Raw genomic sequence first — 21,611 nt, forward strand, 5'->3', positions numbered from 1 at the left:
CCGGAGCCCGGCGCTCCGCCGGTTGTCGTGATCGATTCGACCGACGTGGTCGTCGAGAGACCGTAGGCGGTCCGCCAGGACCACAGGTGATTGTGTCCGTCAGGACAAGAGGGAGCAGACCCGTGATGACCCGTACCGCACGCCGGACCCGCCGCACGCTTCAGGTGGCCGGTGCAGGCGCTGCCGCACTGCTGGCTCTGAGCGCCTGTTCGTCGTCCGACGACTCCTCGTCGGCAGCGGCGGCGGGCTCCTCCGCATCCACCTCGTCGGAGAAGCTGTCCGGGACGGTTACCGTGTTCGCCGCCGCCTCCCTCAAGGAGAGCTTCACGGCCCTGGGCAAGGAGTTCGAGCAGGAGCACCCCGGCACGAAGGTCACCTTCAGCTTCGGCGGCAGCGACTCCCTCGCCGCGAGCATCACCGGCGGCGCCCCGGCCGACGTCTTCGCCTCAGCGAGTCCCAAGACGATGAAGATCGTCACCGACGCGGGGAACGCCTCCGGCACACCTGCGACCTTCGTCCGCAACCAGCTGGAGATCGCCACTCTGCCGGGCAACCCCGACAGGATCTCCTCCCTGAAGGACCTCACCGAGTCCGACCTCAAGGTGGTCCTCTGCGACAAGGAGGTGCCCTGCGGCGCCGCCGCCCAGAAGGCCCTCGACGCCGGCAAGCTCAAGCTCACCCCCGTCTCCTACGAGCAGGACGTCAAGTCGGCCCTGACCAAGGTCGAGCTCAAGGAAGCCGACGCGGCCGTCGTCTACAAGACCGATGTGCACGCGGCGGGTGACAAGGTGGAGGGCGTGGACTTCCCCGAATCCGCCGACGCCATCAACGACTACCCGATCGTCCGGCTCAAGGACACGAGGAACGCCGACGCCGCCAAGGCGTTCATCGCCCTGGTGCAGTCCTCCGACGGCCAGAAGGTCCTGACCGGGGCCGGGTTCCTGAAGCCGTGACGAGGCCCGACAAGTCCGCCGCCGCGACCAGCACCCTCCCGGGTGGGTCGCGGCGCCGGCGCGTCCGGAGGGGCGGCGGCCGGGGTGTGCCGTTGCCGCTCCTGGTGCCCGCGCTGCTCGGTCTGGCGTTCCTGATCGTGCCGCTGATCGCATTGCTCGTACGAGCCCCCTGGACCAGCCTGCCCGAGCTGCTGACCAGCGCCGAGGTCTGGCAGGCGCTCCAGCTGTCGCTGGTCTGCGCCACGGCCGCCACCGCGGTGAGCCTGGTCATCGGCGTGCCGCTTGCCTGGCTGCTGGCCCGCGTCGAGTTCCCCGGCCGCGGACTCGTACGGGCCCTGGTCACCCTGCCACTCGTCCTCCCTCCCGTGGTCGGAGGTGTGGCACTGCTGATGGCACTCGGCCGCAACGGCATCGTCGGGAAGGCACTGGACGACTGGTTCGGGATCACCCTGCCGTTCACCACGGCGGGAGTCGTGATCGCGGAGGCGTTCGTCGCGATGCCGTTCCTCGTCATCAGCGTCGAGGGCACCCTGCGCGCTGCCGACCCGCGCTTCGAGGAGGCTGCCGCCACGCTCGGCGCCTCCCGCTTCACCGCGTTCCGCCGGGTCACGCTGCCGATCATCGCGCCTGGTATCGCCGCTGGCGCTGTGCTGGCCTGGGCCCGTGCACTGGGCGAGTTCGGTGCGACGATCACCTTCGCCGGCAACTTCCCCGGCCGTACCCAGACCATGCCGCTGGCCGTGTATCTGGCGCTGCAGAGCGATCCGGAGGCGGCCATCGCCCTCAGCCTGGTCCTGCTCGCCGTGTCCGTAGCAGTGCTGGCGGGCCTGCGCGACCGTTGGATGACAGCAGGATGACCCAGAGCCCCGATTCCGCCCGCAACGCCCACTCCGACGAATCCGAAGAGGGCCTCGACGCCCACCTGGTCGTCGAGCGCGGCGCCTTCCGTCTCGACGTGACGCTGGCCGTCGCACCCGGCGAAGTCGTCGCCCTGCTCGGCCCCAACGGCGCCGGCAAGACCACCGCCCTGCGCGCCCTCGCCGGCCTGACACCGCTCACCGGTGGCCATCTGCGGCTGGACGGAACGGCGTTGGATCGTACGCCGCCCGAATCCCGCCCGGTCGGCGTCGTCTTCCAGGACTACCTGCTCTTCCCGCACCTCACCGCCCTGGACAACGTGGCCTTCGGACCGCGCTGCCACGGCGCGACCAGAACGGCGGCCCGGGCCCAGGCCGCCGAGTGGCTCGACCGTCTGGGTCTCGCGGACCACGCCGGCGCCAGGCCACGCAAGCTGTCCGGCGGCCAGGCCCAGCGCGTCGCCCTGGCTCGCGCGCTGGCCACCCGCCCACGCCTGTTGCTCCTGGACGAGCCGTTGGCGGCGCTCGACGCCCGCACCCGCCTGGAGGTCAGGTCGCAACTCCGGCGACACCTGGCCGAGTTCGAGGCCGTCGCCGTCCTGGTCACACACGATCCACTGGACGCCATGGTGCTGGCCGACCGCCTGGTCGTGGTCGAGGACGGCCAGGTCGTACAGGAGGGCGCACCGTCCCACATCGCCCGCCACCCCCGTACGGACTACATCGCTCAGCTGGTCGGCCTGAACCTCTACCGGGGCACAGCCGACGGCCACACCGTCCGCCTCGACGCCGGCCCTCCCATCACCACCACGGAGGCCCTGTCCGGCCCGGTCTTCGTGGCCTTCCCGCCGAACGCGGTCACCCTCCACCGCGACCGGCCTGCCGGCGCAAGCGCCCGCAACCTCTGGCACTGCGAGATCGCGGGCCTGGAGACCCACGCGGACCAGATCCGCGCCGACCTCACCGGAGAGCTCCCTCTCACCGCCGACCTCACCACAGTGGCCGCCGCCGAACTCGACCTGCACCCGGGCGCGGCGGTCTGGGCGACGGTGAAGGCGACGCAGACCCACGCCTACCCCGTCTGAGGACGCGCGGGCGGGAACACATTCACGGTCTGCGAGGCATCACCCGCCCCACCCGTCGCACATGCGAAGGAGTCGACGCGGTCCCTGCCCTCCCTTGACTACACTGGTCACACCAGGACAGAAAGCAACAAACAGCCCCCGTCTCCCAGGGTGTCTTCTTCATGAGCCTGAGCATCCGCAACCAGATCCCCGGCACCGTCACCGCCATCGCGCCGGGCGGAACGATGGCGACAGTCAGGATCCGACTCGACGGCGGCCAGTACCTCACCGCTGCCATCACGCTGGAATCCGTCAAGGACCTCGGTCTCACCGAAGGCTCCGCTGTCCGCGGGCTGGTGAAGTCGACAGATGTCGCCCTGGCCACCGGCCCGTCGGAGGGCCTGTCCATCCGCAACCAGTGGCCCGGCACAGTCACCGCCGTCGCCACCGGTGGCGCCATGGCCTCCGTCGGAATCACGGTCGACGGCAACGAACTGACCGCCGCGATCACCGCGGAAGCCGTCACCGACCTCGGTCTGGCGGCAGGGACGCCCGTGGTCGTGCTGGTGAAGTCGACCGCGGTCTCGCTCTCCATCGTGTGAGAAGGCACCGCCTGCTCGGGCCGCAGGTCAGGCCAGGTCCAGCAACTCCTCGTAGAGGCCGCCGCCGAGGCGCTCCGTGCGCGAGGGCCGCAGCGGCGAGATGACCCGGCGACCTCACATGCCGGCGCCAGGTCGTGTGCGTGAGGTGTAATCCCGGGCGCTCCCAGTGCGTGACGGAGCGGAAACCCGATCTTTCTACGGTGCTGTTCATGGGATCGGCTCCAGCAGACTGCACGGGCCCCCTCGAACGGTACGCAGGCCGGAAAGTGGAGGTTCGGTGCCAGCTGGCTCGGAGAAGGACAGTGTCCGTACGGTCTGTTCGTACTGCGGGGTCGGCTGCGGAATCATGCTCGACATCACACGGAATCCCGCCGACGGCCGACGCCGCGCGTCCAGGGCTTCCGGGGACAAGGCTCATCCCTCCAACTTCGGCCGTTTGTGCACCAAGGGCTCGACAAGCGCGGACATGATGGCCGCGCCCGGGCGTGCGGCCAGGGCTCTGGTGCGCACAGAGCGAGGCGCCCAGCCGGCCGAGACGCATGTGGACGAGGCGATAGCGTCGGTGGCCGGCAGTCTGCGGGCGATCCTGGACGAGCACGGGCCTGACTCCTTGTCCTTCTACGTGTCCGGGCAGATGTCCCTGGAGGCGCAGTACCTGGCGAACAAGCTGGCCAAGGGCTTCGTCCGGACGAAGCGGATCGAGTCGAACTCCCGGTTGTGCATGGCCTCCGCCGGAACCGGCTACAAGCTGTCGCTGGGCTCGGACGGCCCGCCCGGCTCCTACCAGGACTTCGACCACGCGGACGCGTTCTTCGTGATCGGCGCCAACATGGCCGACTGCCACCCGATTCTCTTCCTGCGCATGATGGACCGGATCAAGTCGGCCGGGGCCAGACTGATCGTCGTCGACCCGCGCCGCAACGCCACCGCCGACAAAGCCGATCTCTTCCTCCAGATCAAGCCCGGCACCGACCTCGCCCTGCTCAACGGCCTGCTGCACCTGCTCGTCGCGAACGGTCACACCGACGAGGCGTTCGTCGCCGAGTTCACGGAGGGCTGGGAGGAGATGCCTGTCTTCCTCGAGGACTACCCGCCCGAGAAGGTCGCGGAGATCACCGGCATCCCCGAGAGCGACATCCGGCTGGCCGCGCAGTGGATCGGTGAGGCGGGTGAGTGGATGAGCTGCTGGACGATGGGCCTGAACCAGTCCACGCACGGCACCTGGAACACCAACGCCCTGGTCAACCTGCACCTCGCCACCGGCGCCATCTGCCGCCCGGGCTCCGGGCCCCTCTCCCTCACCGGCCAGCCCAACGCCATGGGTGGCCGGGAAATGGGTTACATGGGTCCCGGCCTGCCCGGCCAGCGCTCCGTCCTGGTCGCGGCCGAGCGCGCCTTCATCGAGAACCTGTGGAGCATCCCCGAGGGCTCCCTGCGTACCGAGGTCGGTCACGGCACTGTCGAGATGTTCGAGCAGATGGCAGCCGGTGACATCAAGGCGTGCTGGATCATCTGCACCAACCCCGTCGCCTCGGTCGCCAACCGCAAGACCGTCATCGCCGGCTTGGAGGCGGCCGAACTCGTCATCGCCCAGGACGTTTTCGCCGAGACCGAGACCAACGCCTACGCCGATGTCGTACTGCCCGCGACGCTGTGGGCGGAGTCCGACGGCATCATGATCAACTCCGAGCGGAACCTCACCCTCGTACAGGGCGTCGTCGACCCCCCTGAGCAGGCGCTGCCCGACTGGCAGCTGATCGCCCGGGTCGCCTGCGAGATGGGTTTCGCCGAAGCGTTCACCTACACCTGCGCCGAGGAGGTGTTCGAGGAACTCAAGCAGGCGTGGAACCCCAGGACAGGATGGGACCTGCGCGGCGTGACCTACGAGCGGCTGCGCACCACACCGGTCCAGTGGCCGGCTCCGGCCGCCGACGGCCCTGACCGCAACCCCATCCGCTACCTCAACGACGGCGTCAGCCAGGCCCTGCTGGAGCGCGAGGACGGTACCCGCCCCCGTCTGGCCTTCCCGACCGCGAGCGGACGCGCGCAGTTCTTCGCCCGCCCGCACCTCCCGGCTGCGGAACTCCCCGACGACGACTACCCGTTCGTCCTCAACACCGGCCGCCTGCAACACCAGTGGCACACGATGACCAAGACCGGCAAGGTCGCCAGGCTCAACAAGCTCGACCCCGGTCCCTTCGTGGAGGTCCACCCCGAGGACGCCGACGCCCTTGGGGTCGCGGAGGGCGATCACCTGGAGGTTGCCTCCCGCCGAGGGCGCGCCGTACTCCCCGCCGTGGTCACCGACCGGGTACGTCCTGGCAACTGTTTCGCGCCGTTCCACTGGAACGATCTGTTCGGCGAATACCTCAGCATCAATGCCGTCACCAACGACGCCGTCGACCCGGTCTCCTTCCAGCCCGAGTTCAAGGTCTGCGCCGTCACTCTCGCCAGGACAGCCGCCCCCGTACCGGCTGCCCACCCGAACACCCAGCCGGAGACCACCCCCGTGCCCCCCGCCCCAGTGCCGGCAGCGGCCGCCGCAGACTCCCCCGTCCACGCGCTCGCCACTCTGTTCGGCACCACCGGCCTCGCCCCCGCACCCCTGGCCGAGCACGAACGCCACTACCTGTCCGGCTATCTCTCCGGTCTCGCCCTGACACCGCCCGACGGACGCGTTCCCGTCCTGCCGCCGGGCGCCCCCTTCGACCCGGGCCACGCCCTGTGGGTCGACGGGGTCCTCGCCGGCATGTTCTCCCGCACCACCATGCCCGCCACCACGGCTCCCGCCCCCGTGCCCGCACAGGCCGGCACCCCGGCCGCCGACACGGCCGCGCCGACCCGCCGCCTGGTCATCCTGTGGGCGTCGCAGACCGGCAACGCCGAGGACTTCACCGAAGGCGCCGCCGCCCGCCTCACCCAGGCAGGCCATGCCCCCGAACTGCTCCCCATGGCCGACGCGTCGCCTGCACACCTCACCGCCGACACGGATCTGCTCCTTGTCACCAGCACCTTCGGTGACGGCGACGCCCCCGACAACGGGGCCGCCTTCTGGCAGGCGCTGTCCGGCCCGGATGCCGGACGGATGGACGGAATCCGGTACGCGGTCCTCGCGTTCGGCGACTCCAACTACGCCGACTTCTGCGGCCACGGCCGCCGGCTCGACGAACGGTTCGACGCCCTCGGGGCCACCAGGCTGATCCCCCGCTTCGACTGCGAGCCGGACTTCGAAGAGGCCGCCGAGCAGTGGCTCGACCAGGTCGTCACCGCCCTGACAGCAGCAGCCGACCGACAGCCCGTCCCAGCAGGCGCCGACGGAACGACCGTCTCCGGACCCACAGGCACAACAACCCGTACCGTCGCCACGCCGCCACCCGCCCCCGCACCGGTCTGCTACTCCAAGGCATCGCCATTCGCCACCCTGCTCGTCGGCAACAGGCTCCTGAGCCTGCCCGGTTCCGGGAAGGAGGTCCGGCAGTTCGCCCTCGACACCCGCGACGGCCGACTCGCCTACGACGCCGGGGATGCTCTCGGCGTCCGGCCGACCAACGGCACCCCGCTCGTCGCCGAATGGCTCGCCCTCACCGGGCTCGACGCCGCCGAGCCGGTCGACCTCGGCGACAGCTCGCCCATCCCCCTCGAAGAAGCGCTGCGCACCCGCCTGGACATCTCCCGCATCACCACCGATCTGCTCAAGTTCACAGCGGAGCGCACCGGAAGTCACGAACTGAAGCGTCTGCTGCGTCCCGACAACAAGGACGCCCTCGCGAAGTGGAGCTGGAGCCGCCAGGCCGCCGACGTCGTCGCGGCATTCCCCGTCCGGGCTTCGGCGGCGGAGTGGGCGGGGGCCCTCAGGCGCCTCCAGCCCCGTCTGTACTCCATCTCCTCCAGCCCGCTCGCCCACCCCAGCGAGGTCCGCCTCACGGTTTCCGTCGTGCGCTACACCAACGACCTCGGCCGGAACCGTAAAGGGGTGTGCTCCACCTACCTCGCCGACTGTGCGGACGACGGGCCGGTCCAGGTCTTCGTGCAGCGTTCCCCGCACTTTCGCCCACCCGCCGACCCCGCCACCCCCATGATCATGGTCGGGCCCGGAACCGGCGTGGCCCCCTTCATCGGCTTCCTCGAAGACCGCCGGGCCCGCGGCCACACCGGCCCCAACTGGCTCTTCTTCGGCGAACAGCGCCAGGCCACCGACTTCTACTACCGCCAGGAACTGGAGGCGTACCAGGCATCCGGCCATCTCGACCGCCTCGACCTCGCCTTCTCCCGCGACCAGCGCAACAAGATCTACGTCCAGGACCGGATGCGCGAACACGGCCCGCGCCTGTGGCAGTGGCTCCAGAACGGCGCCCACTTCTACGTCTGCGGCGATGCGGCACGCATGGCCAAGGACGTCGACCAAGCGCTCGCGGGCATCGTCGCCACCCACGGCGGCATGGAGAACGACGAGGCCGCCGCCTACGTCAGGCGCCTGGCCGCGGACAAACGCTACGTCCGCGACGTCTACTGACGGCGCATCCCCGTTCGGTTCGCGGCGCAGCATCCCAGGCTGCCGGAGATCCTGGCCGCGGTGAGCACGTGGGCAGGTTTCCGGAGCGCCTCGCCGCGGAGGCGCTCCGGGGCAGCCTCTTCCTCAAGAGGCGTCCTGCTTTGCGGGCTTCACCCGGTCGCCTTCCGGCATCGCGGCCCTCACCAGCTCCGCGGAGCGGATGGTGCGGGTGCCCCGCGAGACTCTCAGCCGCACCTTGGCTCCCGTCGCGATGCCCTGCGAGGCCGCGGGCAGCGCCCAGGCGGTGGTCAGGTCCGTGTTCCCCTCGTCCAGCACCAGGAACCGGGCCACTCCCTTGCCCTTGCGCGACTCCATCCGCAGCACCTCACCGGTGATCGTGTCGGGTTCCCGCCGCTCCAGGCAGGCGAGTACCAGAAAGTACGTCGCCAGCGCGCCGAAGGCCACGGTCGCCGTCAACTCGACCAGCAGGGGCCCCTCGTGGGCCGCTGCGTCGACGAACCAGCCGTGACTGCCGCTGGTGAAGTTTCCGGGCATCATCGCCAGAAACGCAACGAGCAGCGTCCAGCGGCTGAACTTGCCGGCCACCACAACGCCGAGCAGTGCGCTGCCCACCCAGCCGGCACTCAGCACCAGTCCCGGTCGGCGCAGCGCGTCGTCGGTGTGCCCGTCGACCGGGATCGCCCAGTCGGGCTGCCGCAGCACCGCGAAGGCACACAGCCCCACCGCGACCACGCCCGCCGCGGCCGCCAGCTGCAGCAGCCGGCTCGTCGAGCCACCGAAGCCGGGGCGCAGCCGCGGGTAGCGGATCCGCACCGGGCGCCAGGTCCCTCCGTACGAGGACCAGACGCGTCGTCGGTCTCCGGAGTCGAAGCCGAGGAGCCGACTGCTCAGGCTGGTGACGCCGAGCGCGGTCCCGTACGCGAGATAGCGGTCCCAGACGGTCACGGATGCGGGCGGCAACTTGGCGAAGTCCTCGTGCGCCGTCAGCCAGGCTCGCAGTCCGGCCCAATGCCCGGCGCGTTCAAGGCCCTTCGGCGTCGCCCGCTCGCGCAGCGACTTGCCGAGCATGAACGCCAGCACGACCCCAGGCGCCACGCCGACGGCGAACGCGGCACGCAGGTTGTGCCCTCCCATGACCGCGGCCACAGTGAACAGCGCACCGGGCACGAAGGCGCAGAACAGCAATGCGCTGCCGAGCCACCGCGTGAACCGGAACCGGGACAGGCCGCGCAGCCGGGCCTCGGCGATGATCTCCTGGCGCAGCGCCGAGTTCCATGAGGCGGCGCGCTTGTCGTCACGGAAGGCGATCGCCCCGATGGGTGTGCCGCCGTTCGCCGCACGGGCGGTGACGCGGGCCAGTACCCGCTGTTCGTACGGCATCAGCCCCGGGGCTGCCCGGCCGGCCTCGGTGACGTGAACGGTGCTGCGGGCCGGGTCGTCGCCCGGCTGTCGCAGTTCGACGAACCCGCGGGCCGCGAGGTCCAGCAGCGTGGCCGCGGCGGCATGTTCCACGCCTCGCCATTGATTGCCGAGCAGGCTGACCACGGCCGGCGGTTCGGGGTCGTCCCCGAACTCCTGGGTCGCGGGCCCCGGCGTGACCACGCCGTTCCGGGTGGCGACGAGCGCAAACACGAAGGCGACGAGCCAGAGCAGGATCAGGCCGGCGCCGCCCCAGTAGAGCTGTTCGATGAGCGTCACGCGAATCTCACCTGGACAACGTCCTGCGCCGCACCGACGGCCTCGAAGTACTCGCGCCGCTCGTGCGCGCCGCCCAGACCCGCCACGACATTCCCGGGGAAGCTCTCGAGAGCGGTGTGGTAGCTCTGCACCGCGCTGTTGTAGAACTGCCGCGCGTACGCGATCTTGTCCTCCGCCGAACTCAACTCGGCCTGCACCGTGCTGAAGTGCCGATCCGCCTTGAGCTCCGGATAGCTCTCCCCGAGCGCGAACAGCCTCCCCAGCGTGGCGGTGAGCGCGTCCTCCGCGGCCGCCCGTTCCGTCACACCGAGCGCACCGCTCACGGCTGCCCCGCGCGCGGCGGTGACCGCTTCGAAGGTGCCGCGCTCGTGAGCGGCGTAGCCGCGCGCTCCCTCGACGAGATTCGGTATCAGCTCGTGCCGCCGCTTCAACTGCACATCGATCTGTGCCCACGAAGCCTGCGTCTGATTCCGGAGCCGAATGAGCCGGTTGTAGGTCCGAACGACCCACCACCCGGCCACAACGACAAGTACCGCAACAATCGCACCCACTATGACACCCACGGCGTCGCCCCCAGAGGCCCTGAAAGATCCGCCCCCCTGGCCGATCGACGTGATCATATTCCTGCCGTCAAGGCCCGCACGACCGAGGGCGCTCACCCCTGGGATTCCGCGCGGTCACGCCGGTGATCTGGGGCGATTCAGTGTCGTGTCCGTGCTGCGCAGGCCGAGATCGACGCAAGCGAAGCGGCGACCGGCGTCGGAACCTGCATCCGGACATCGCCGAGTGCGATCACCGGGCCTCGACGCCCCTCGCTGACAGAGGTGCCCAGGTGTATCGGACGCGGACGCCCCGGTCGCGGAGCCAGGCGGCCTCGCGATGGCGGAGTTCTCGCGCGGACTCCGGGGCGATGGCACTGGGCCAGCGGACGAGTACCGCGGTGACGTGGCCCGTCTGTGCCAGCTGCCTCACACGCCGCCACCCTCTGCGCCTGGCCGGGTCGGGCTCACCGTACGTGTCGGTGACGACCTCGGCGATCGTCAGTCCGCGTTCCCGGGCGAACGCCTGGCCTTCTGTCTGCGCGCGCTGCGTGGCCTCGCCGGGCGCACCGCGGGCCCGGTCGGCGCACACGTACAGCACGACGGGAGAAGCGGTTTCGCTGTGGGGGGTCATGGGCGCCTTCTGTGGAGGATCGAGGAGGTGGGGGTTCCTCGCCGTGCGAAGGGGACGCAGCGAGCCCTTGCGGTCGCTGCCGGTAAAGGCACCGTGTTCGGGTGCGGTGCCGTCCGGTGCCCACGACATCAGGGGTGGGCTGTCAACTCTGCCCAGACGACCTTTCCTTCGGCCCGTGTCGAGCGTGCGGAGCCCCAGCTGTCCGCGAGTTGCTGGACGAGAAGCAGCCCTCGCCCGCTCTCCTCGTCGGGGCCGGCGCGGTGCTCGGGCGGGTGGACGGGAGTGCTGCACTCGTCATGGAGCTCGATGCGCAGGCGCCGCTCGTCGCTGGTCAGCGTGAGGCCGCAGAGGACATGAGCGCTGCCGGTGTGGAGTACGGCGTTCGTCGTCAGCTCGGAGACCAGCAGCACCGCGTCGCAGCATGTGTCGCCCGGCAGCTCCCAGTAACGGAGCCGGTCGCGCACGGTGTCGCGGGCGGATCTCGCGCTGGCAGGCAGGGCGGGCAGGCCGAACCAGTACTCCCGGCGGCGCACCGTCCCGGCTAAGGCGGGGGCCGAAGCCGATGCTGAGGGCGTGGACAGAGTCACGGACGTCGCCTTCCAGCGCCTGCCGGGGGACGGGCGCGGTGAGGGGATGCGGGCTGCAACGCGAACGGTGAGAGGCGTATGCCGAGGCAAGCACCCGGCGCCGGGGTACCGACGACGCCATCGGGATCACGTCCCCTCCGGGCCGGATCCTGCGCCAGAACCACCACTTCACCACTCACACAACCACTATGCGCGGGATCGGACTCACGCTGCAACCGACTCCCTGATAATTTCAGCAGCACGGATATCATCCTGGCGTCAACATCAAGTCAGTGTCAGAATGGCGTTGTTGATGGAATCTCAGGAGGTTGGGCGTGAGCGAAGCCCGTTCCGGCACCAGCGCACCGACAGTCCTGCGCATGATCCTCGGCCGTCGGCTGCAGGAGATGCGGATCGGCTCCGGTGCCTCGCTGGAGGACGCGGCAAAGGCGCTGCGCGTGAAGACCCTGACGATCCGCCGGCTGGAGAAGGCCGAGGTCCCGCTGAAGCCTCTCTACGTGGAGAAGCTCCTGGAGACCTTCGGCGCGGCGCGCCAGGAGATCGACGAGTTCGTCGATCTGGCCGAGCAGGCCAACAAGCCCGGCTGGTGGCACTCCTATCGCGATGCCGTACCCAGTTGGTTCACCGCCTACGTGAGTCTGGAGACCGGCGCCAAGACCCTCCGCACGTATGAACCCCAGTACGTCACCGGCCTTCTGCAGACCCCCGGCTACGCGCACGCCGTGCTCCGCGGCGGCTTGCCGAACGGCAGCGAGGAGGAGCTCGCACGCCGCGTGGAGCTGCGGCTGCGCCGCCAGAGCCTGCTGGAGCGGGAGAACGCCCCCACGTTGTGGGTGGTCATGGAGGAAGCCGTCCTGCACCGGACGGTGGGCGGCCCTCAGGTGATGCGAGAGCAGATCGAGCGGCTCCTGGATGTCTCCGAGCTCGCGCACGTCAGCCTCGACATCGTGCCGTTCACGGCAGGTGCGCACATCGGAGCGTGCGCCCCGTTCACGTACTTCCGGTTCGAGGAACCCGAGTTGCCGGACATCGTCTACAGCGAACTCCTGTCCGCTGCCGTCTACTTCGACCAGCGCGCGGACGTCGTCTCCCATCTCGAGGCGCATTCCCGTATGGCGTTGCAGACGTCGTCCGAGGACAGCAAGGCGCTGTTGAACCGCATGCGCAAGGAGTACTCATGACGAGCACCGACGGGACCATATACAACGGGATGCCGGCCCGCGAACTCGGGGAGCAGGGCTGGGAACGCCCCTGGAGCGGGCCGAACGGCGGTCAGTGCGTGGAGACGAAGCAACTCACCGACGGCCGTGTGGCCATCCGCCAGTCGACCGACCCGGCCGGTCCTGCGCTGATCTACGCGCCGGAGGAGATCGCCGCGTTCGTCCGCGGGGTCAAGGAGGGCCTGGCCGATCACCTGGCCGCCGGGTGAACCAGCGGTGAGCAGAAGCGCCACCGGTTCCGCACCTGGCTTCCGGGCCGACAGACATACAGATGAAGGGGAGAACATGACCACCAGGCAGTCCGGCCGGGATCTCGACACGAGCAGGCCGCACTCGGCCCGGATGTACGACTACTTCCTCGGCGGCAAGGACCACTTCGAAGTCGACAAGGAAGCGGCCCTGGTCGCGGCGAAGGCACACCCCGGTCTTTACCTGACCGCCCGCGAGAACAGGGCGTTCATGCGGCGGGCCACCCGTGTGCTGGCGCAGGAGCACGGCATCCGCCAGTGGCTCGACATCGGCACGGGAATCCCGACCGAGCCCAATCTGCACCAGATCGCCCAGTCCGTGGTGCCCGAGGCCCGCGTCGTTTACGCCGACAACGACCCACTCGTCCTCAAGTACGCCGAACGCCTCATGCGCAGTTCGACGCAGGGACGCACGGCCTACGTCGAGGCCGACGCCACCGACCCCGATGCACTGTTGAGCGCCGTGGAGGATTCGGGGGTTCTGGACTTCAACCAGCCCATCGCCCTCTCCCTCAACGCGCTGATGCACTTCATCACCGACCCGCACGACCCGTACAGCATCGTCCGCCGGCTGCTCGACCCGCTCCCTGCGGGCAGCGCGCTCGCCATGAATCACTGCACGCCCGACTTCGACCCCGACACCTGGAACCAGGTCGCGGAGGTCTACACCAACTCCGGTACTCCGGTGAAATTCCGTTCGCACAGCGACGTGAGCCGCTTCTTCGACGGGCTCGACCTGATCGACCCCGGCATCTGCTGCTGCCACCGCTGGCGGGCCGCCGAACCCGCTGCGGGCGAGCCGGAGATCACGGACGCGCAGATCAGCCTGCTGGCCGGCGTAGGCATCAAGAAGTAGCCGCACGGGTCCGTTCCGTGGTGTCGGGACGCCTCCGACCCACGTACTCACCGGATCGGCGACTGCCGGCGGGCCACCCTCGACAGGCTGAGGCGGAATGCCTGCCAGCCGATCCTGACCTGCGGCGGCGCCCAGAACAGTGCCCTGACCAGCCATTCCTCCGTTGACGTGCCGTGGGTCCCGCCAGTCGCTCAAGGGTGTCCCTCGGACTGTCTGCGGGACCGGCCGGGGGTGGCGAGGCGGAGAGGCCCATGGCGCTCGGCGGCAGCGGCAGCGGCAGCGGCAACCGAGCGAGGACCGGAGCCGCCCATGCGACCCGGCCAGTCGGAGTCACCCCCGGGCCGGAGACGGGCTGACGGTCTCCGCCCTCACCCTCGCAGAGCCGTCGTCAGCCCGCCGTCGCCGGCACTCCCCCGCTCGCCGGGCAGCCGGTCGTCAGCAGCCGACCGGCGAGGAGCCGACGACCACGTCGTCGAACCACAGGGTGTCGTCGCCGGTCCCGTAGCTCTCCCAGCCCAGCCGCAGGGCGGTAGGTCTGGGCGGAGTGGTCCGCGAGAGCCACTGGTCGTCGACGTCCTGCGTCGGTACGCCGTCGGCGTGCAGCCCCGGCACCTGCTCGTCGTTGAGCCAGGTGTCGAGTTCCGGTGCCGAGGTGTCGACCGCGAACCGCAGGCATTGCCAGCTGCCCGTCGGCAGAGGCCTGCTCAGTCCCACCCCGACCGGACTCTGTGCAGGGAGCGTGGCGTCATCGCTTTCCCGGTTCCACTGCAGGGCCCCGTTCTGTCCGCCGATCCGCAGCGCCCTGCCGCCCTGGGAGCTGTCCGGCATCGACACGAAGGTGACGTGCGCGGCCGGGAGCGCGGTGGTGTGCCGCACCCACATGCGGACGTGCAGCACCGGGCCCACCGACGACAGGTCCGCGGTGGCAGCCACGAAGGCGTGGTTGCAGTATCCGGCCCGCCCGTCCAACCGCAGCGACCGCGTGCCGCTGTGCGCGACCTCCGTGTCGACGGCGGCCGTGCCCGTGCCCTGGCAGTCGGGCGCGGTGAACCGCCAGTTCCCGGCAGGGGCAGGGCCGGCCTGGTCCTCGAAGTCCTCACAGACGGCGGCGTCACCGCACTCCGCGGAGGGCGGTGTGGTGGGAGGTGGTGTCGTGGGGGGTGGTGTGGTCGGTGGCGAAGTGACGTCACCGCCGCAGGACACGCCGTTGAGAGTGAAGTCGCCGGGCACCGAGTCGGCCGCTTGCCAGGTCCCCTGCACACCGAAGTCGACGGTCCCGCCGCCGGCCAGCACTCCGTTCCAGGCGGTGTTGACGGCGGTCACGGAGTGGCCGGTCTGTGTGACGGTCGCGTTCCAGGCGGAGGTGACGTGCCGGTCACCGTCGTACGTCCAGGTCAGCCGCCAGTCGCTGAGCGCGGAACCGGTATTGGTGATGCGCACCTGGGCGGTATAGCCGCCGGTCCACTCGTTGACGGTGTAATCGACCCGGCATCCGGACGCCATACCTGAGCCACTGGCGGGCACCACGACGAGGAGGGACAGGGCCAGCGCGAGAGCGGCACCGGCCGCTGCCCAGGGTCTACGCAGAAATCGCGGGGGGTGAATCGGCACGTGCGCCTCCTCGGAGTGGGGAACCGTAGGACAGTTCAGAGATGGGAGCGCTCCCATCCATCACACCCAGATGACGGCGTACTGTCAATATGGCGGTCCGGCCGAGCTGACCGCCGCCGCCGGCCCAACGACTCCTGGTGTCAGGAACGGGCCATGGCTCTGTTCCGCCGTGGACAAGCTGAACTCCGACAGGCCGTACTACGGCGCCCTCCTCGACAGTAAGCGCCTCCTGGCCATGGGAACTGATCACGACCGCGGCCACACCAAGGACTTCAGCGACAGGGGAGACATCTCCGTGGGCTGTGTGGATGCCGGGCAACTGGAGAAGGTACAGGGCGAACTTCCCGCCTGTGACGGCACTCTGCTCAACGGTTGGGGAGCCCGCATCCTCGAGCAGATGCAGGGTCTTCCCCACGACCGGCTTCCCGTCGTGACCGCCCCGCTCCATCCCCGAGGCAGAGGGAAGCTGTGGGGACGGTGAGAGGTCGGGGGCTCCGGACCGCCACCGAGGCCGACCGGCCCGACGAGAACCCCCACTTCTGGCCGCCGGGCGTCCCAGCTCGGCTCCCGTACACCTTCACGCCGCCAATGGCCCTCCGCCGGTGCTTCCCTGGGGGCCATCCCCGCCTGCAGCGGAGCCGACGGTGAAACGGAATGGCAAACGGGCCCGCCGCTCAACGAGGTCGAAGCCGAGCCGCAGGAGGTGGACCGTGTCGGGGGCACCCTCGTGGTCGGTGGTGTGCACCGTTTCGACGTGCGGGACGCAGCCTTCCGGCAGGCCGAGGTGGGCCCATCCCGAGGTTCCGGTCCACACCGCCCCGTCCGCGTGGAGTTCCGGGCGCAGCCGGCTGACGAACACCTCCTCCAGCGGCACCGGGCGTTCTGCCTCCACCTCGTCGACGAGCAGAAGTTCACCGGTGTCGCGGTGCCAGGAGAAGGCTCGGCGCAGCGCTGTCAAGCCGTTCACCTCGTAAGCGCCGGCGAGGTCGAGGGTCAGGTCCGCGCCGAGCGGATGGAGGTGGAGCTTCAGGACCTGGGCCGCGCGGGCGCTGCCCGCGGACTGCTCGCGCGTGTCGACGCGGGGAACGGAGTGCGCGCGCGAGGAGGCGTGCAGGAATGCGTAGCGGGTGGCCTCGTCGAAGTACCCCTTGCGGTACTCGCCGGCGCCCAGGTCGGCGAGCAGCACCTCACCCCCGGCCGCCAGTACGAACTGGCCGAGGTCGTTGTGGTTGTGCGGCTCGGCGTTGTGGCCGCCCTTCGCGGCGAAGGCCACGCCCTGTCCCCGGTCGACCAGCCAGGCGAGGTCGGGGAGGTACGCCGTGGGCGGCTCGGGTTCCGGCGCGGAGGCCGGGCCCGGGGCGCCCCAGCGCAGCGTTCGGGAGAGGTCGGCCCAGTCCCGTGAGAGGTCCGCCCCGCTGTCCGTGGCCTCCACGGCCTCGGCGGGGACCCGGACCCCGAGCCTCCGCTCGAGCTGTCGGGCGAGACCGGCGGGCACGCGAGGCCGTTCCTCCCCGTCCGAGAAGGCGGGGAACAGCCCTCCGCCCAGATGCACCGCGCCCGGAAAGCGGGCGATGGCCGACACCTTGGGGTGCGTGAGCAGATCCTCTCCGGTGAACTCCCGCAGCCCCTCGGCGAAGTAGACGAAGTGCGCGAACCCGAACACCCAGTAGCCCACCCCTTCCGCGCAGCCCCCGTCGTCGCCGAAGCCACTGAGGTACGTGAGTTGAGCGCGTCGGCACCGGTCGAGGACTCGGGTCAGGCGCGGCCCAGGATTCCATAGGGCCAGGGCCGCGAGGCCCACGCAGCCGCCGCACACGGCTGCCCAGTTGTGTGCCCAGCCCTCCCACAGAAGCGAACGTTCGTCGTCGGCGATGAGGGACAGCACCCGGTAGTCCACCTGGTCGCGCACGCGGGCGGCGACCCGGGGATCGAGCCGGTCGCCGCAGACCTGGACCGTCTCGGCGAGCAGCTGCGCGGTGAGCGCGGCGAACAGGTCGAGGCACTGGTCCATACCCCGGCCCAGGCGGGTCGCATGCATCTCATGGGCGGGCAGCGCCCAGGTGTACTCGTCGCAGACGGACCACAACGCGTCGGCCAAAGGGCCGAGTTGGACTGCCGGGTCAACCAGGGCCTCAGCGGCGAGGGCCGTCACCAGCGCTCGGCGCCGGAAGTACAGCTCCTCGTACGCCAGACGGTCGCCGTCGTCGTCGAAGCGGCGGTACGCGGAGAACGGCAGGTCCGGCATACACGTGCTCCGCGCGGAGTCCGCCGCCGACCGGATACGGGCATGCAGCCCGCCCGACCAGTCAGCGTCCAGCCGGTGTTCGCGGTTCCACGCCTGCCCGGAAGCCGTCGGTGACATCACGCCTCCCCTCTCGTACGCCCAGGATCGCGCGCTGCCTCCGGATCGCTGAAGACCGCCATGACCCTGCAGTTGCGCCATAGTACGAACAGCACGCACCCGGGCAGCACAGCGAGCCCCAACAGCGGCGCCTGGTTGACGAGCAACAGGACCACGATCCCCAGTACGAGGTTCATCAGGGCCAGCAGCCCGTGCCGGACCACTGCGTACGGCGCCAGCAGGAAGAGCCGCCGCCCGATGGCCCCGCCCCCCGCCACATGCGCGAGCGCGACCGGCCACGCCGCGACAGCCACCAGCGCGACCACCACCGCCATCGGCACGACTGCCGCACCCAGCAGGGATGTTCGCAGTGTCACGACATCCGCGACGGCGGCGGCAGCGAGCAGCACGAAGGGCGCCGAGACCAGCGCCGCTCGCCGGAACAGCTGTCGGTACACCGTGGCGAACAGCCGTACCGGCGCCTGCTCGTCCCCGGTTGTCGCACCGAGATACGCGAACGCGGCGGCGAGGGACGGTCCCGGCAGCGTCAGCAGCAACAGCCCGAAGATCACCGGGTGCCGCCACGGCTGATGGGTCACTTGCAGCGCGGCCAGCAGGGGCAGATTCGTCACGGCGATCCCGAGGTTGACGACCAGGACACGGTGGACGTGCGCCCAGATCAGCTCCCATGAACCGTAAGCGACATTGAGCCGCGGACGCCGGCTCGCCTCCGTCTTCTCCACCCCTCAGCCCTTCACACCGGTCGTCGCGATGCCCCGCACGAAGTAGCGCTGGCCGAGCAGGAAGACCGCCAGGACCGGCACCACGGAGAGCACCGAACCCGTCATGATCATCGCCGACTCCGCGTCGTACTGCCCGATGAAGGCGCGCAGCCCCAACTGCACCGTCCACAGGCGGTTGTCGGTGAGGTAGATGAACGGGCCCATGTAGTCGTTCCAGGTGTTCACGAAGGTCAGCAGCGCGAGGCTCGCGAGGGCCGGCTTGGACAGCGGAAGCACGATCCGCGCCCAGATGCCGTACTCGGTCAGGCCGTCGAGGCGGGCCGCCTCGCTGATCTCGTCCGGGATCGTCAGATAGAACTGCCGCATCAGGAAGACGCCGAAGGCGCCGAACGCCTGCAGCAGGATGAGTGACGTGTACGAGTTCACCAGGCCGAGCTTCTGCATGATCACGTACTGCGGCACCATGTACGCCTGCCACGGCACTGCGATCGTCGCGATGTAGCCGGTGAACAGCACATCCCGGCCCGGGAAGCGCATCTTGGCGAAGCCGTAGGCCGCGAAGCTGCCGGTGAGCACCTGCAGAAACGTGATCACGATACTCAGGAAGAACGAGTTGCCGAGGTAGGCGGCGAACGGCACCCGCGTCCAGATGCTGGTGAAGTTGTCCCATTTGAAGTCTTCGGGGATCCATTCGATCGGCACCGTGAAGACATCGCGGTCATCCTTGACCGACGAGATCAGCATCCAGATGAACGGCAGGAGAACCGCAAGGGCCACCACGGCGAGAAGCACGTACAGGGCGATCTGCCCGGTCACGACCATCGCAGTGCCGCGGGCGCGGGGCTCCGCCGGAGGGCCTGCGGGAGCCGGGTCCGTCGGCGCGCTGCTGTCCTTGCTCAGCACGGTGGTGCTCATCGCTCGCTCCTTCGCTGCATCCGGAACTGGATCACCGTGATCACCAGGCAGATCAGGAAGAGCGCGAGGGAGACCGCCGAGGCGTAGCCGAAGCGGCCCTGCGTGATGCCCTCACGGAAGATCAGCTGGGACAGGACGAGGGTGGAGCGGCCCGGGCCGCCCTCGGTCATGACCTGCACCAGGTCGAAGACCTTGAAGCTGGAGACCGTGATCATGACGGTGACGAAGAAGGTCGTGGGCCGAAGCCCCGGCAGGGTGACGTGCCAGAACCGCTGCCAGGGGCCCGCGCCGTCCATGCGGGCCGCCTCGTACAGCTCGGCCGGGACGGTCTGCAGTCCGGCCAGGAACAGCACCATGTAGTAGCCCATGTCCCGCCACACGCTCGTGATGATCAGTGCAGGCATCGCCCAGTCCTGGGAGCTGGTCCAGCCCGGCGGGTGGTCGATGCCGAGGAACGTCAGGAACTGGTTGACCGGACCCGACTCGGGGCTCAGCAGCATGTTCCACACCACGGCGACGGCGACGAGCGAGGTGATGTACGGGAAGAAGAAGGCGGTCCGCAGGACGTGCACGCCGCGCAGTTTCTGGTTGAGCAGCACGGCGAGGCCGAGCGAGACCAAGAGGGTCAGCGGGATGTGCCCTGCCGCGTAATACAGGGTGTTCTGCAGCGCGGCCCAGAAGTTGGAGTCGTTCCACAGCCGCTGGAAGTTGTCCAGGCCCGCCCACTTCGGGGTGGAGTAGGAGTCCCAGTCGGTGAAGGAGATCGCGAGCGCACCGATCACCGGGACGAGGGTGAGGGCGGCGAACCCGAGGAAGTTCGGCAGGATGAACGACCAGCCGACCAGGAGGTTGCGGCGCCGCCGGCGCTTCGCGGCGGCCCGGTGGGCCGCGGAAGCGCCGTCGGACGCGTGCTGGGGGACGGGGGGTGCGACGACACTCACTGGACTTCGTCCTTCACACGCTTGTCCATCTCCTTGATGCCCTCGTCGACGGACTTCTCGCCGCTCATGACCATCTCGTGCTCCTCCTTGAGGATCTGGTCGATGTCGGAGGTCTTGTCGCTGACCGGCATCTCCAGCTGCACCGTGCTCGGCTGCATCGTCCTGCGGGACAGGGCGTCGGTCGGCATGCCGTCGACGGAGAAGAAGGTGTCGAGGATCTTTTCGCTGGTGTACGCGGGCGTGACGCCGATCTTCGCGACGGCGGCGGCACCCTCCGGGCCTGAGGCCCAGGTGACGAACTTCTTGGCGGCGTCCGCGTTGCGGGCCTTCCTGTTGACGGCGAACGCGGTCGGCGAACCGAAGGTGACGGTCTTGCCGTCGTTCTTGACCTGCGGCATCGGCGCCATGCCCCAGTTGATGTCGTTCTTGCCCTGCGCCTTCTCGGCGAGCAGCGCGGCCGCCCACCACGAGCCCATCGGGACCATGGCGGCCTTGCCGGTGGTCAGCTGCGAGTCGTAGGTGATCTGGTTGCTGGAGGCTGTGGAGAACGACAGGGTCGCCTTCGCCTTCTGCAGGCCGATGGCCATCTCGTACTGGTCCTTGAAGAAGGCGTAGTCGCCGCCGAGCTGGTCGCCGCCGGTCTGCGCGGAGGAGATCGCCTGGACGACGGAGCGCCAGGTGTGCAGGTAGGTGCCGTAGACCTTGTCGGTGCCGGAGCCCTTGGTGAACTTCTTCGCCAGCTCCGCGTAGTCGTCCCAGGTCAGCTTGGACAGGTCCTCCTTGCCGACCATGTCCTTGTTGTAGAAGAGGACCCAGAAGTCCGAGCGGTAGGGCAGCGCGTAGTACTTGCCCTTGAGGTTGTAGTCGTCGAGACCGGAGTACGACGCCTTGTCCAGCTCGGCCGCCTCGTCGGTCAGCGGCAGGAGCTGGTTGCGGGTGGCGTAGCGGGCGTAGTCGGTGACGTTCTTCATGGTCAGGACGTCGGTGGTGTCACCGCCCGCAAGCATGGTGGTGACCTTCTCCGGGTAGTTGTCGGCGAGGATGTCGACCGGCTGGACGTCGATGCCGGGGTTCTTGGCCTCGAAGCCGTCGATCAGGGCCTTGAACTCGGGCGTGGTCTTGTAGTTCCACAACGCGATCTTCACGACGGTCTTGCCCTTGGACGACGAGGTGCTGTCCGTGCCGCTGGCGTCGCAGGCGGTGGCGGTGAGGGTCGCGGCGACGACCAACGGTGCGATCCGTACGAGGTTCTTCGTCAACTTCATTGCGGCGGCTCTCCTTTGAGCAGT

The 21,611-nt window shown here is 69.5% G+C and carries 19 protein-coding genes; 9 read left to right on the forward strand and 10 right to left on the reverse strand.

Translation table 11 applies throughout. The annotated features are described in order from the left end of the window. Nucleotides 1-125: 125 nt before the first annotated feature. From modA to SH922_RS04310, 5 genes are all read left to right on the forward strand, one after another. A complete protein-coding gene (modA, locus tag SH922_RS04290) occupies nucleotides 126-953 on the forward strand; it encodes a molybdate ABC transporter substrate-binding protein (protein ID WP_393054824.1) in 828 nt (275 codons plus the stop codon). After that, nucleotides 950-1,810, forward strand: coding sequence for a molybdate ABC transporter permease subunit (gene modB / locus SH922_RS04295; RefSeq protein ID WP_393054826.1), 861 nt, complete (start codon nucleotides 950-952; stop codon nucleotides 1,808-1,810). The genes modA and modB overlap by 4 nt, the downstream gene beginning before the upstream one ends. Further along, nucleotides 1,807-2,895 (forward strand): ABC transporter ATP-binding protein, encoded by a 1,089-nt coding sequence (locus SH922_RS04300; protein WP_393054828.1) that lies wholly within the window; start codon nucleotides 1,807-1,809, stop codon nucleotides 2,893-2,895. Before modB ends, SH922_RS04300 begins: the two co-directional genes overlap by 4 nt. 161 nt (nucleotides 2,896-3,056) lie before the next feature. Further along, nucleotides 3,057-3,476: a molybdopterin-binding protein gene (locus tag SH922_RS04305; RefSeq protein ID WP_393054830.1), complete on the forward strand. Its 420-nt coding sequence runs from the start codon at nucleotides 3,057-3,059 to the stop codon at nucleotides 3,474-3,476. 346 nt (nucleotides 3,477-3,822) lie between these two features. Further along, on the forward strand, nucleotides 3,823-7,989 hold the full coding sequence (locus SH922_RS04310) for a molybdopterin-dependent oxidoreductase (RefSeq protein WP_393063462.1): 4,167 nt from the start codon (nucleotides 3,823-3,825) through the stop codon (nucleotides 7,987-7,989). Between the two features lie 123 nt (nucleotides 7,990-8,112). On the opposite strand, the gene SH922_RS04315 is transcribed toward SH922_RS04310, so the two are convergent. The 4 genes from SH922_RS04315 to SH922_RS04330 all read right to left on the reverse strand — a co-directional run bounded on the left by SH922_RS04315 (nucleotide 8,113) and on the right by SH922_RS04330 (nucleotide 11,447). Continuing rightward, nucleotides 8,113-9,687 carry a DUF2207 family protein gene (locus SH922_RS04315; RefSeq protein WP_393054832.1) on the reverse strand — a complete coding sequence of 525 codons (1,575 nt, stop codon included), beginning with the start codon at nucleotides 9,685-9,687 and terminating at the stop codon, nucleotides 8,113-8,115. Then, nucleotides 9,684-10,307, reverse strand: coding sequence for a LemA family protein (locus SH922_RS04320; RefSeq protein WP_393054834.1), 624 nt, complete (start codon nucleotides 10,305-10,307; stop codon nucleotides 9,684-9,686). The genes SH922_RS04315 and SH922_RS04320 overlap by 4 nt, the downstream gene beginning before the upstream one ends. A 172-nt stretch (nucleotides 10,308-10,479) precedes the next feature. Next, nucleotides 10,480-10,860 (reverse strand): hypothetical protein, encoded by a 381-nt coding sequence (locus SH922_RS04325; RefSeq protein WP_393054836.1) that lies wholly within the window; start codon nucleotides 10,858-10,860, stop codon nucleotides 10,480-10,482. Nucleotides 10,861-10,988: 128 nt separating this feature from the next. After that, nucleotides 10,989-11,447, reverse strand: coding sequence for an ATP-binding protein (locus SH922_RS04330; protein ID WP_393054838.1), 459 nt, complete (start codon nucleotides 11,445-11,447; stop codon nucleotides 10,989-10,991). 314 nt (nucleotides 11,448-11,761) lie between these two features. Between SH922_RS04330 and SH922_RS04335 the strand changes: the two genes are divergently transcribed. The 3 genes from SH922_RS04335 (at nucleotide 11,762) to SH922_RS04345 (ending at nucleotide 13,771) form a co-directional block, all read left to right on the forward strand. After that, entirely contained in the window at nucleotides 11,762-12,628 is an 867-nt protein-coding gene (locus tag SH922_RS04335) for a helix-turn-helix domain-containing protein (RefSeq protein WP_393054840.1), read from the forward strand. Next, a complete protein-coding gene (locus SH922_RS04340; RefSeq protein ID WP_393054842.1) occupies nucleotides 12,625-12,876 on the forward strand; it encodes a DUF397 domain-containing protein in 252 nt (83 codons plus the stop codon). The genes SH922_RS04335 and SH922_RS04340 overlap by 4 nt, the downstream gene beginning before the upstream one ends. A 76-nt stretch (nucleotides 12,877-12,952) precedes the next feature. Next, a complete protein-coding gene (locus SH922_RS04345) occupies nucleotides 12,953-13,771 on the forward strand; it encodes an SAM-dependent methyltransferase (RefSeq protein WP_393054844.1) in 819 nt (272 codons plus the stop codon). A gap of 435 nt (nucleotides 13,772-14,206) precedes the next feature. On the opposite strand, the gene SH922_RS04350 is transcribed toward SH922_RS04345, so the two are convergent. Then, nucleotides 14,207-15,382: a cellulose-binding domain-containing protein gene (locus tag SH922_RS04350; protein ID WP_393054846.1), complete on the reverse strand. Its 1,176-nt coding sequence runs from the start codon at nucleotides 15,380-15,382 to the stop codon at nucleotides 14,207-14,209. Between the two features lie 169 nt (nucleotides 15,383-15,551). On the opposite strand from SH922_RS04350, the gene SH922_RS04355 reads away from it, so the two are divergent. Beyond that, nucleotides 15,552-15,863, forward strand: coding sequence for a hypothetical protein (locus SH922_RS04355; protein ID WP_393054848.1), 312 nt, complete (start codon nucleotides 15,552-15,554; stop codon nucleotides 15,861-15,863). Between the two features lie 96 nt (nucleotides 15,864-15,959). Here the strand turns inward: SH922_RS04355 and SH922_RS04360 are convergent, their stop codons facing one another. The 5 genes from SH922_RS04360 to SH922_RS04380 are packed head-to-tail and all read right to left on the reverse strand — an operon-like array spanning nucleotide 15,960 to nucleotide 21,587. Then, the gene (locus SH922_RS04360) at nucleotides 15,960-17,744 is read right to left on the reverse strand and encodes a heparinase II/III family protein (protein ID WP_393054850.1); all 1,785 of its coding nucleotides are present in this window, start codon (nucleotides 17,742-17,744) and stop codon (nucleotides 15,960-15,962) included. Then, nucleotides 17,744-18,466, reverse strand: a complete 723-nt coding sequence (locus SH922_RS04365; RefSeq protein ID WP_393054852.1) for a hypothetical protein — start codon at nucleotides 18,464-18,466, stop codon at nucleotides 17,744-17,746. The genes SH922_RS04360 and SH922_RS04365 overlap by 1 nt, the downstream gene beginning before the upstream one ends. A 3-nt stretch (nucleotides 18,467-18,469) precedes the next feature. Beyond that, nucleotides 18,470-19,381: a carbohydrate ABC transporter permease gene (locus tag SH922_RS04370; protein ID WP_393054854.1), complete on the reverse strand. Its 912-nt coding sequence runs from the start codon at nucleotides 19,379-19,381 to the stop codon at nucleotides 18,470-18,472. Next, on the reverse strand, nucleotides 19,378-20,322 hold the full coding sequence (locus tag SH922_RS04375) for a carbohydrate ABC transporter permease (RefSeq protein WP_393054856.1): 945 nt from the start codon (nucleotides 20,320-20,322) through the stop codon (nucleotides 19,378-19,380). Before SH922_RS04375 ends, SH922_RS04370 begins: the two co-directional genes overlap by 4 nt. Further along, on the reverse strand, nucleotides 20,319-21,587 hold the full coding sequence (locus SH922_RS04380; RefSeq protein WP_393054858.1) for an ABC transporter substrate-binding protein: 1,269 nt from the start codon (nucleotides 21,585-21,587) through the stop codon (nucleotides 20,319-20,321). Before SH922_RS04380 ends, SH922_RS04375 begins: the two co-directional genes overlap by 4 nt. Nucleotides 21,588-21,611 lie beyond the last annotated feature (24 nt).

It is taken from the genome of Streptomyces sp. LN549, assembly GCF_043203805.1.
GTDB lineage: Bacteria > Actinomycetota > Actinomycetes > Streptomycetales > Streptomycetaceae > Streptomyces.

What these genes read in the sequence shown, in the direction of transcription:
- modA (WP_393054824.1), top strand. Translation starts at nt 126, where the DNA reads ATGACCCGTACCGCACGCCGGACCCGCCGCACGCTTCAGGTGGCCGGT.
- SH922_RS04300 (WP_393054828.1), top strand. Translation starts at nt 1,807, where the DNA reads ATGACCCAGAGCCCCGATTCCGCCCGCAACGCCCACTCCGACGAATCC.
- SH922_RS04305 (WP_393054830.1), top strand. Translation starts at nt 3,057, where the DNA reads ATGAGCCTGAGCATCCGCAACCAGATCCCCGGCACCGTCACCGCCATC.
- SH922_RS04310 (WP_393063462.1), top strand. Translation starts at nt 3,823, where the DNA reads ATGCTCGACATCACACGGAATCCCGCCGACGGCCGACGCCGCGCGTCC.
- SH922_RS04320 (WP_393054834.1), bottom strand. Translation starts at nt 10,307, where the DNA reads ATGATCACGTCGATCGGCCAGGGGGGCGGATCTTTCAGGGCCTCTGGG.
- SH922_RS04325 (WP_393054836.1), bottom strand. Translation starts at nt 10,860, where the DNA reads ATGACCCCCCACAGCGAAACCGCTTCTCCCGTCGTGCTGTACGTGTGC.
- SH922_RS04340 (WP_393054842.1), top strand. Translation starts at nt 12,625, where the DNA reads ATGACGAGCACCGACGGGACCATATACAACGGGATGCCGGCCCGCGAA.
- SH922_RS04345 (WP_393054844.1), top strand. Translation starts at nt 12,953, where the DNA reads ATGACCACCAGGCAGTCCGGCCGGGATCTCGACACGAGCAGGCCGCAC.
- SH922_RS04360 (WP_393054850.1), bottom strand. Translation starts at nt 17,744, where the DNA reads ATGTCACCGACGGCTTCCGGGCAGGCGTGGAACCGCGAACACCGGCTG.
- SH922_RS04370 (WP_393054854.1), bottom strand. Translation starts at nt 19,381, where the DNA reads ATGAGCACCACCGTGCTGAGCAAGGACAGCAGCGCGCCGACGGACCCG.
- SH922_RS04380 (WP_393054858.1), bottom strand. Translation starts at nt 21,587, where the DNA reads ATGAAGTTGACGAAGAACCTCGTACGGATCGCACCGTTGGTCGTCGCC.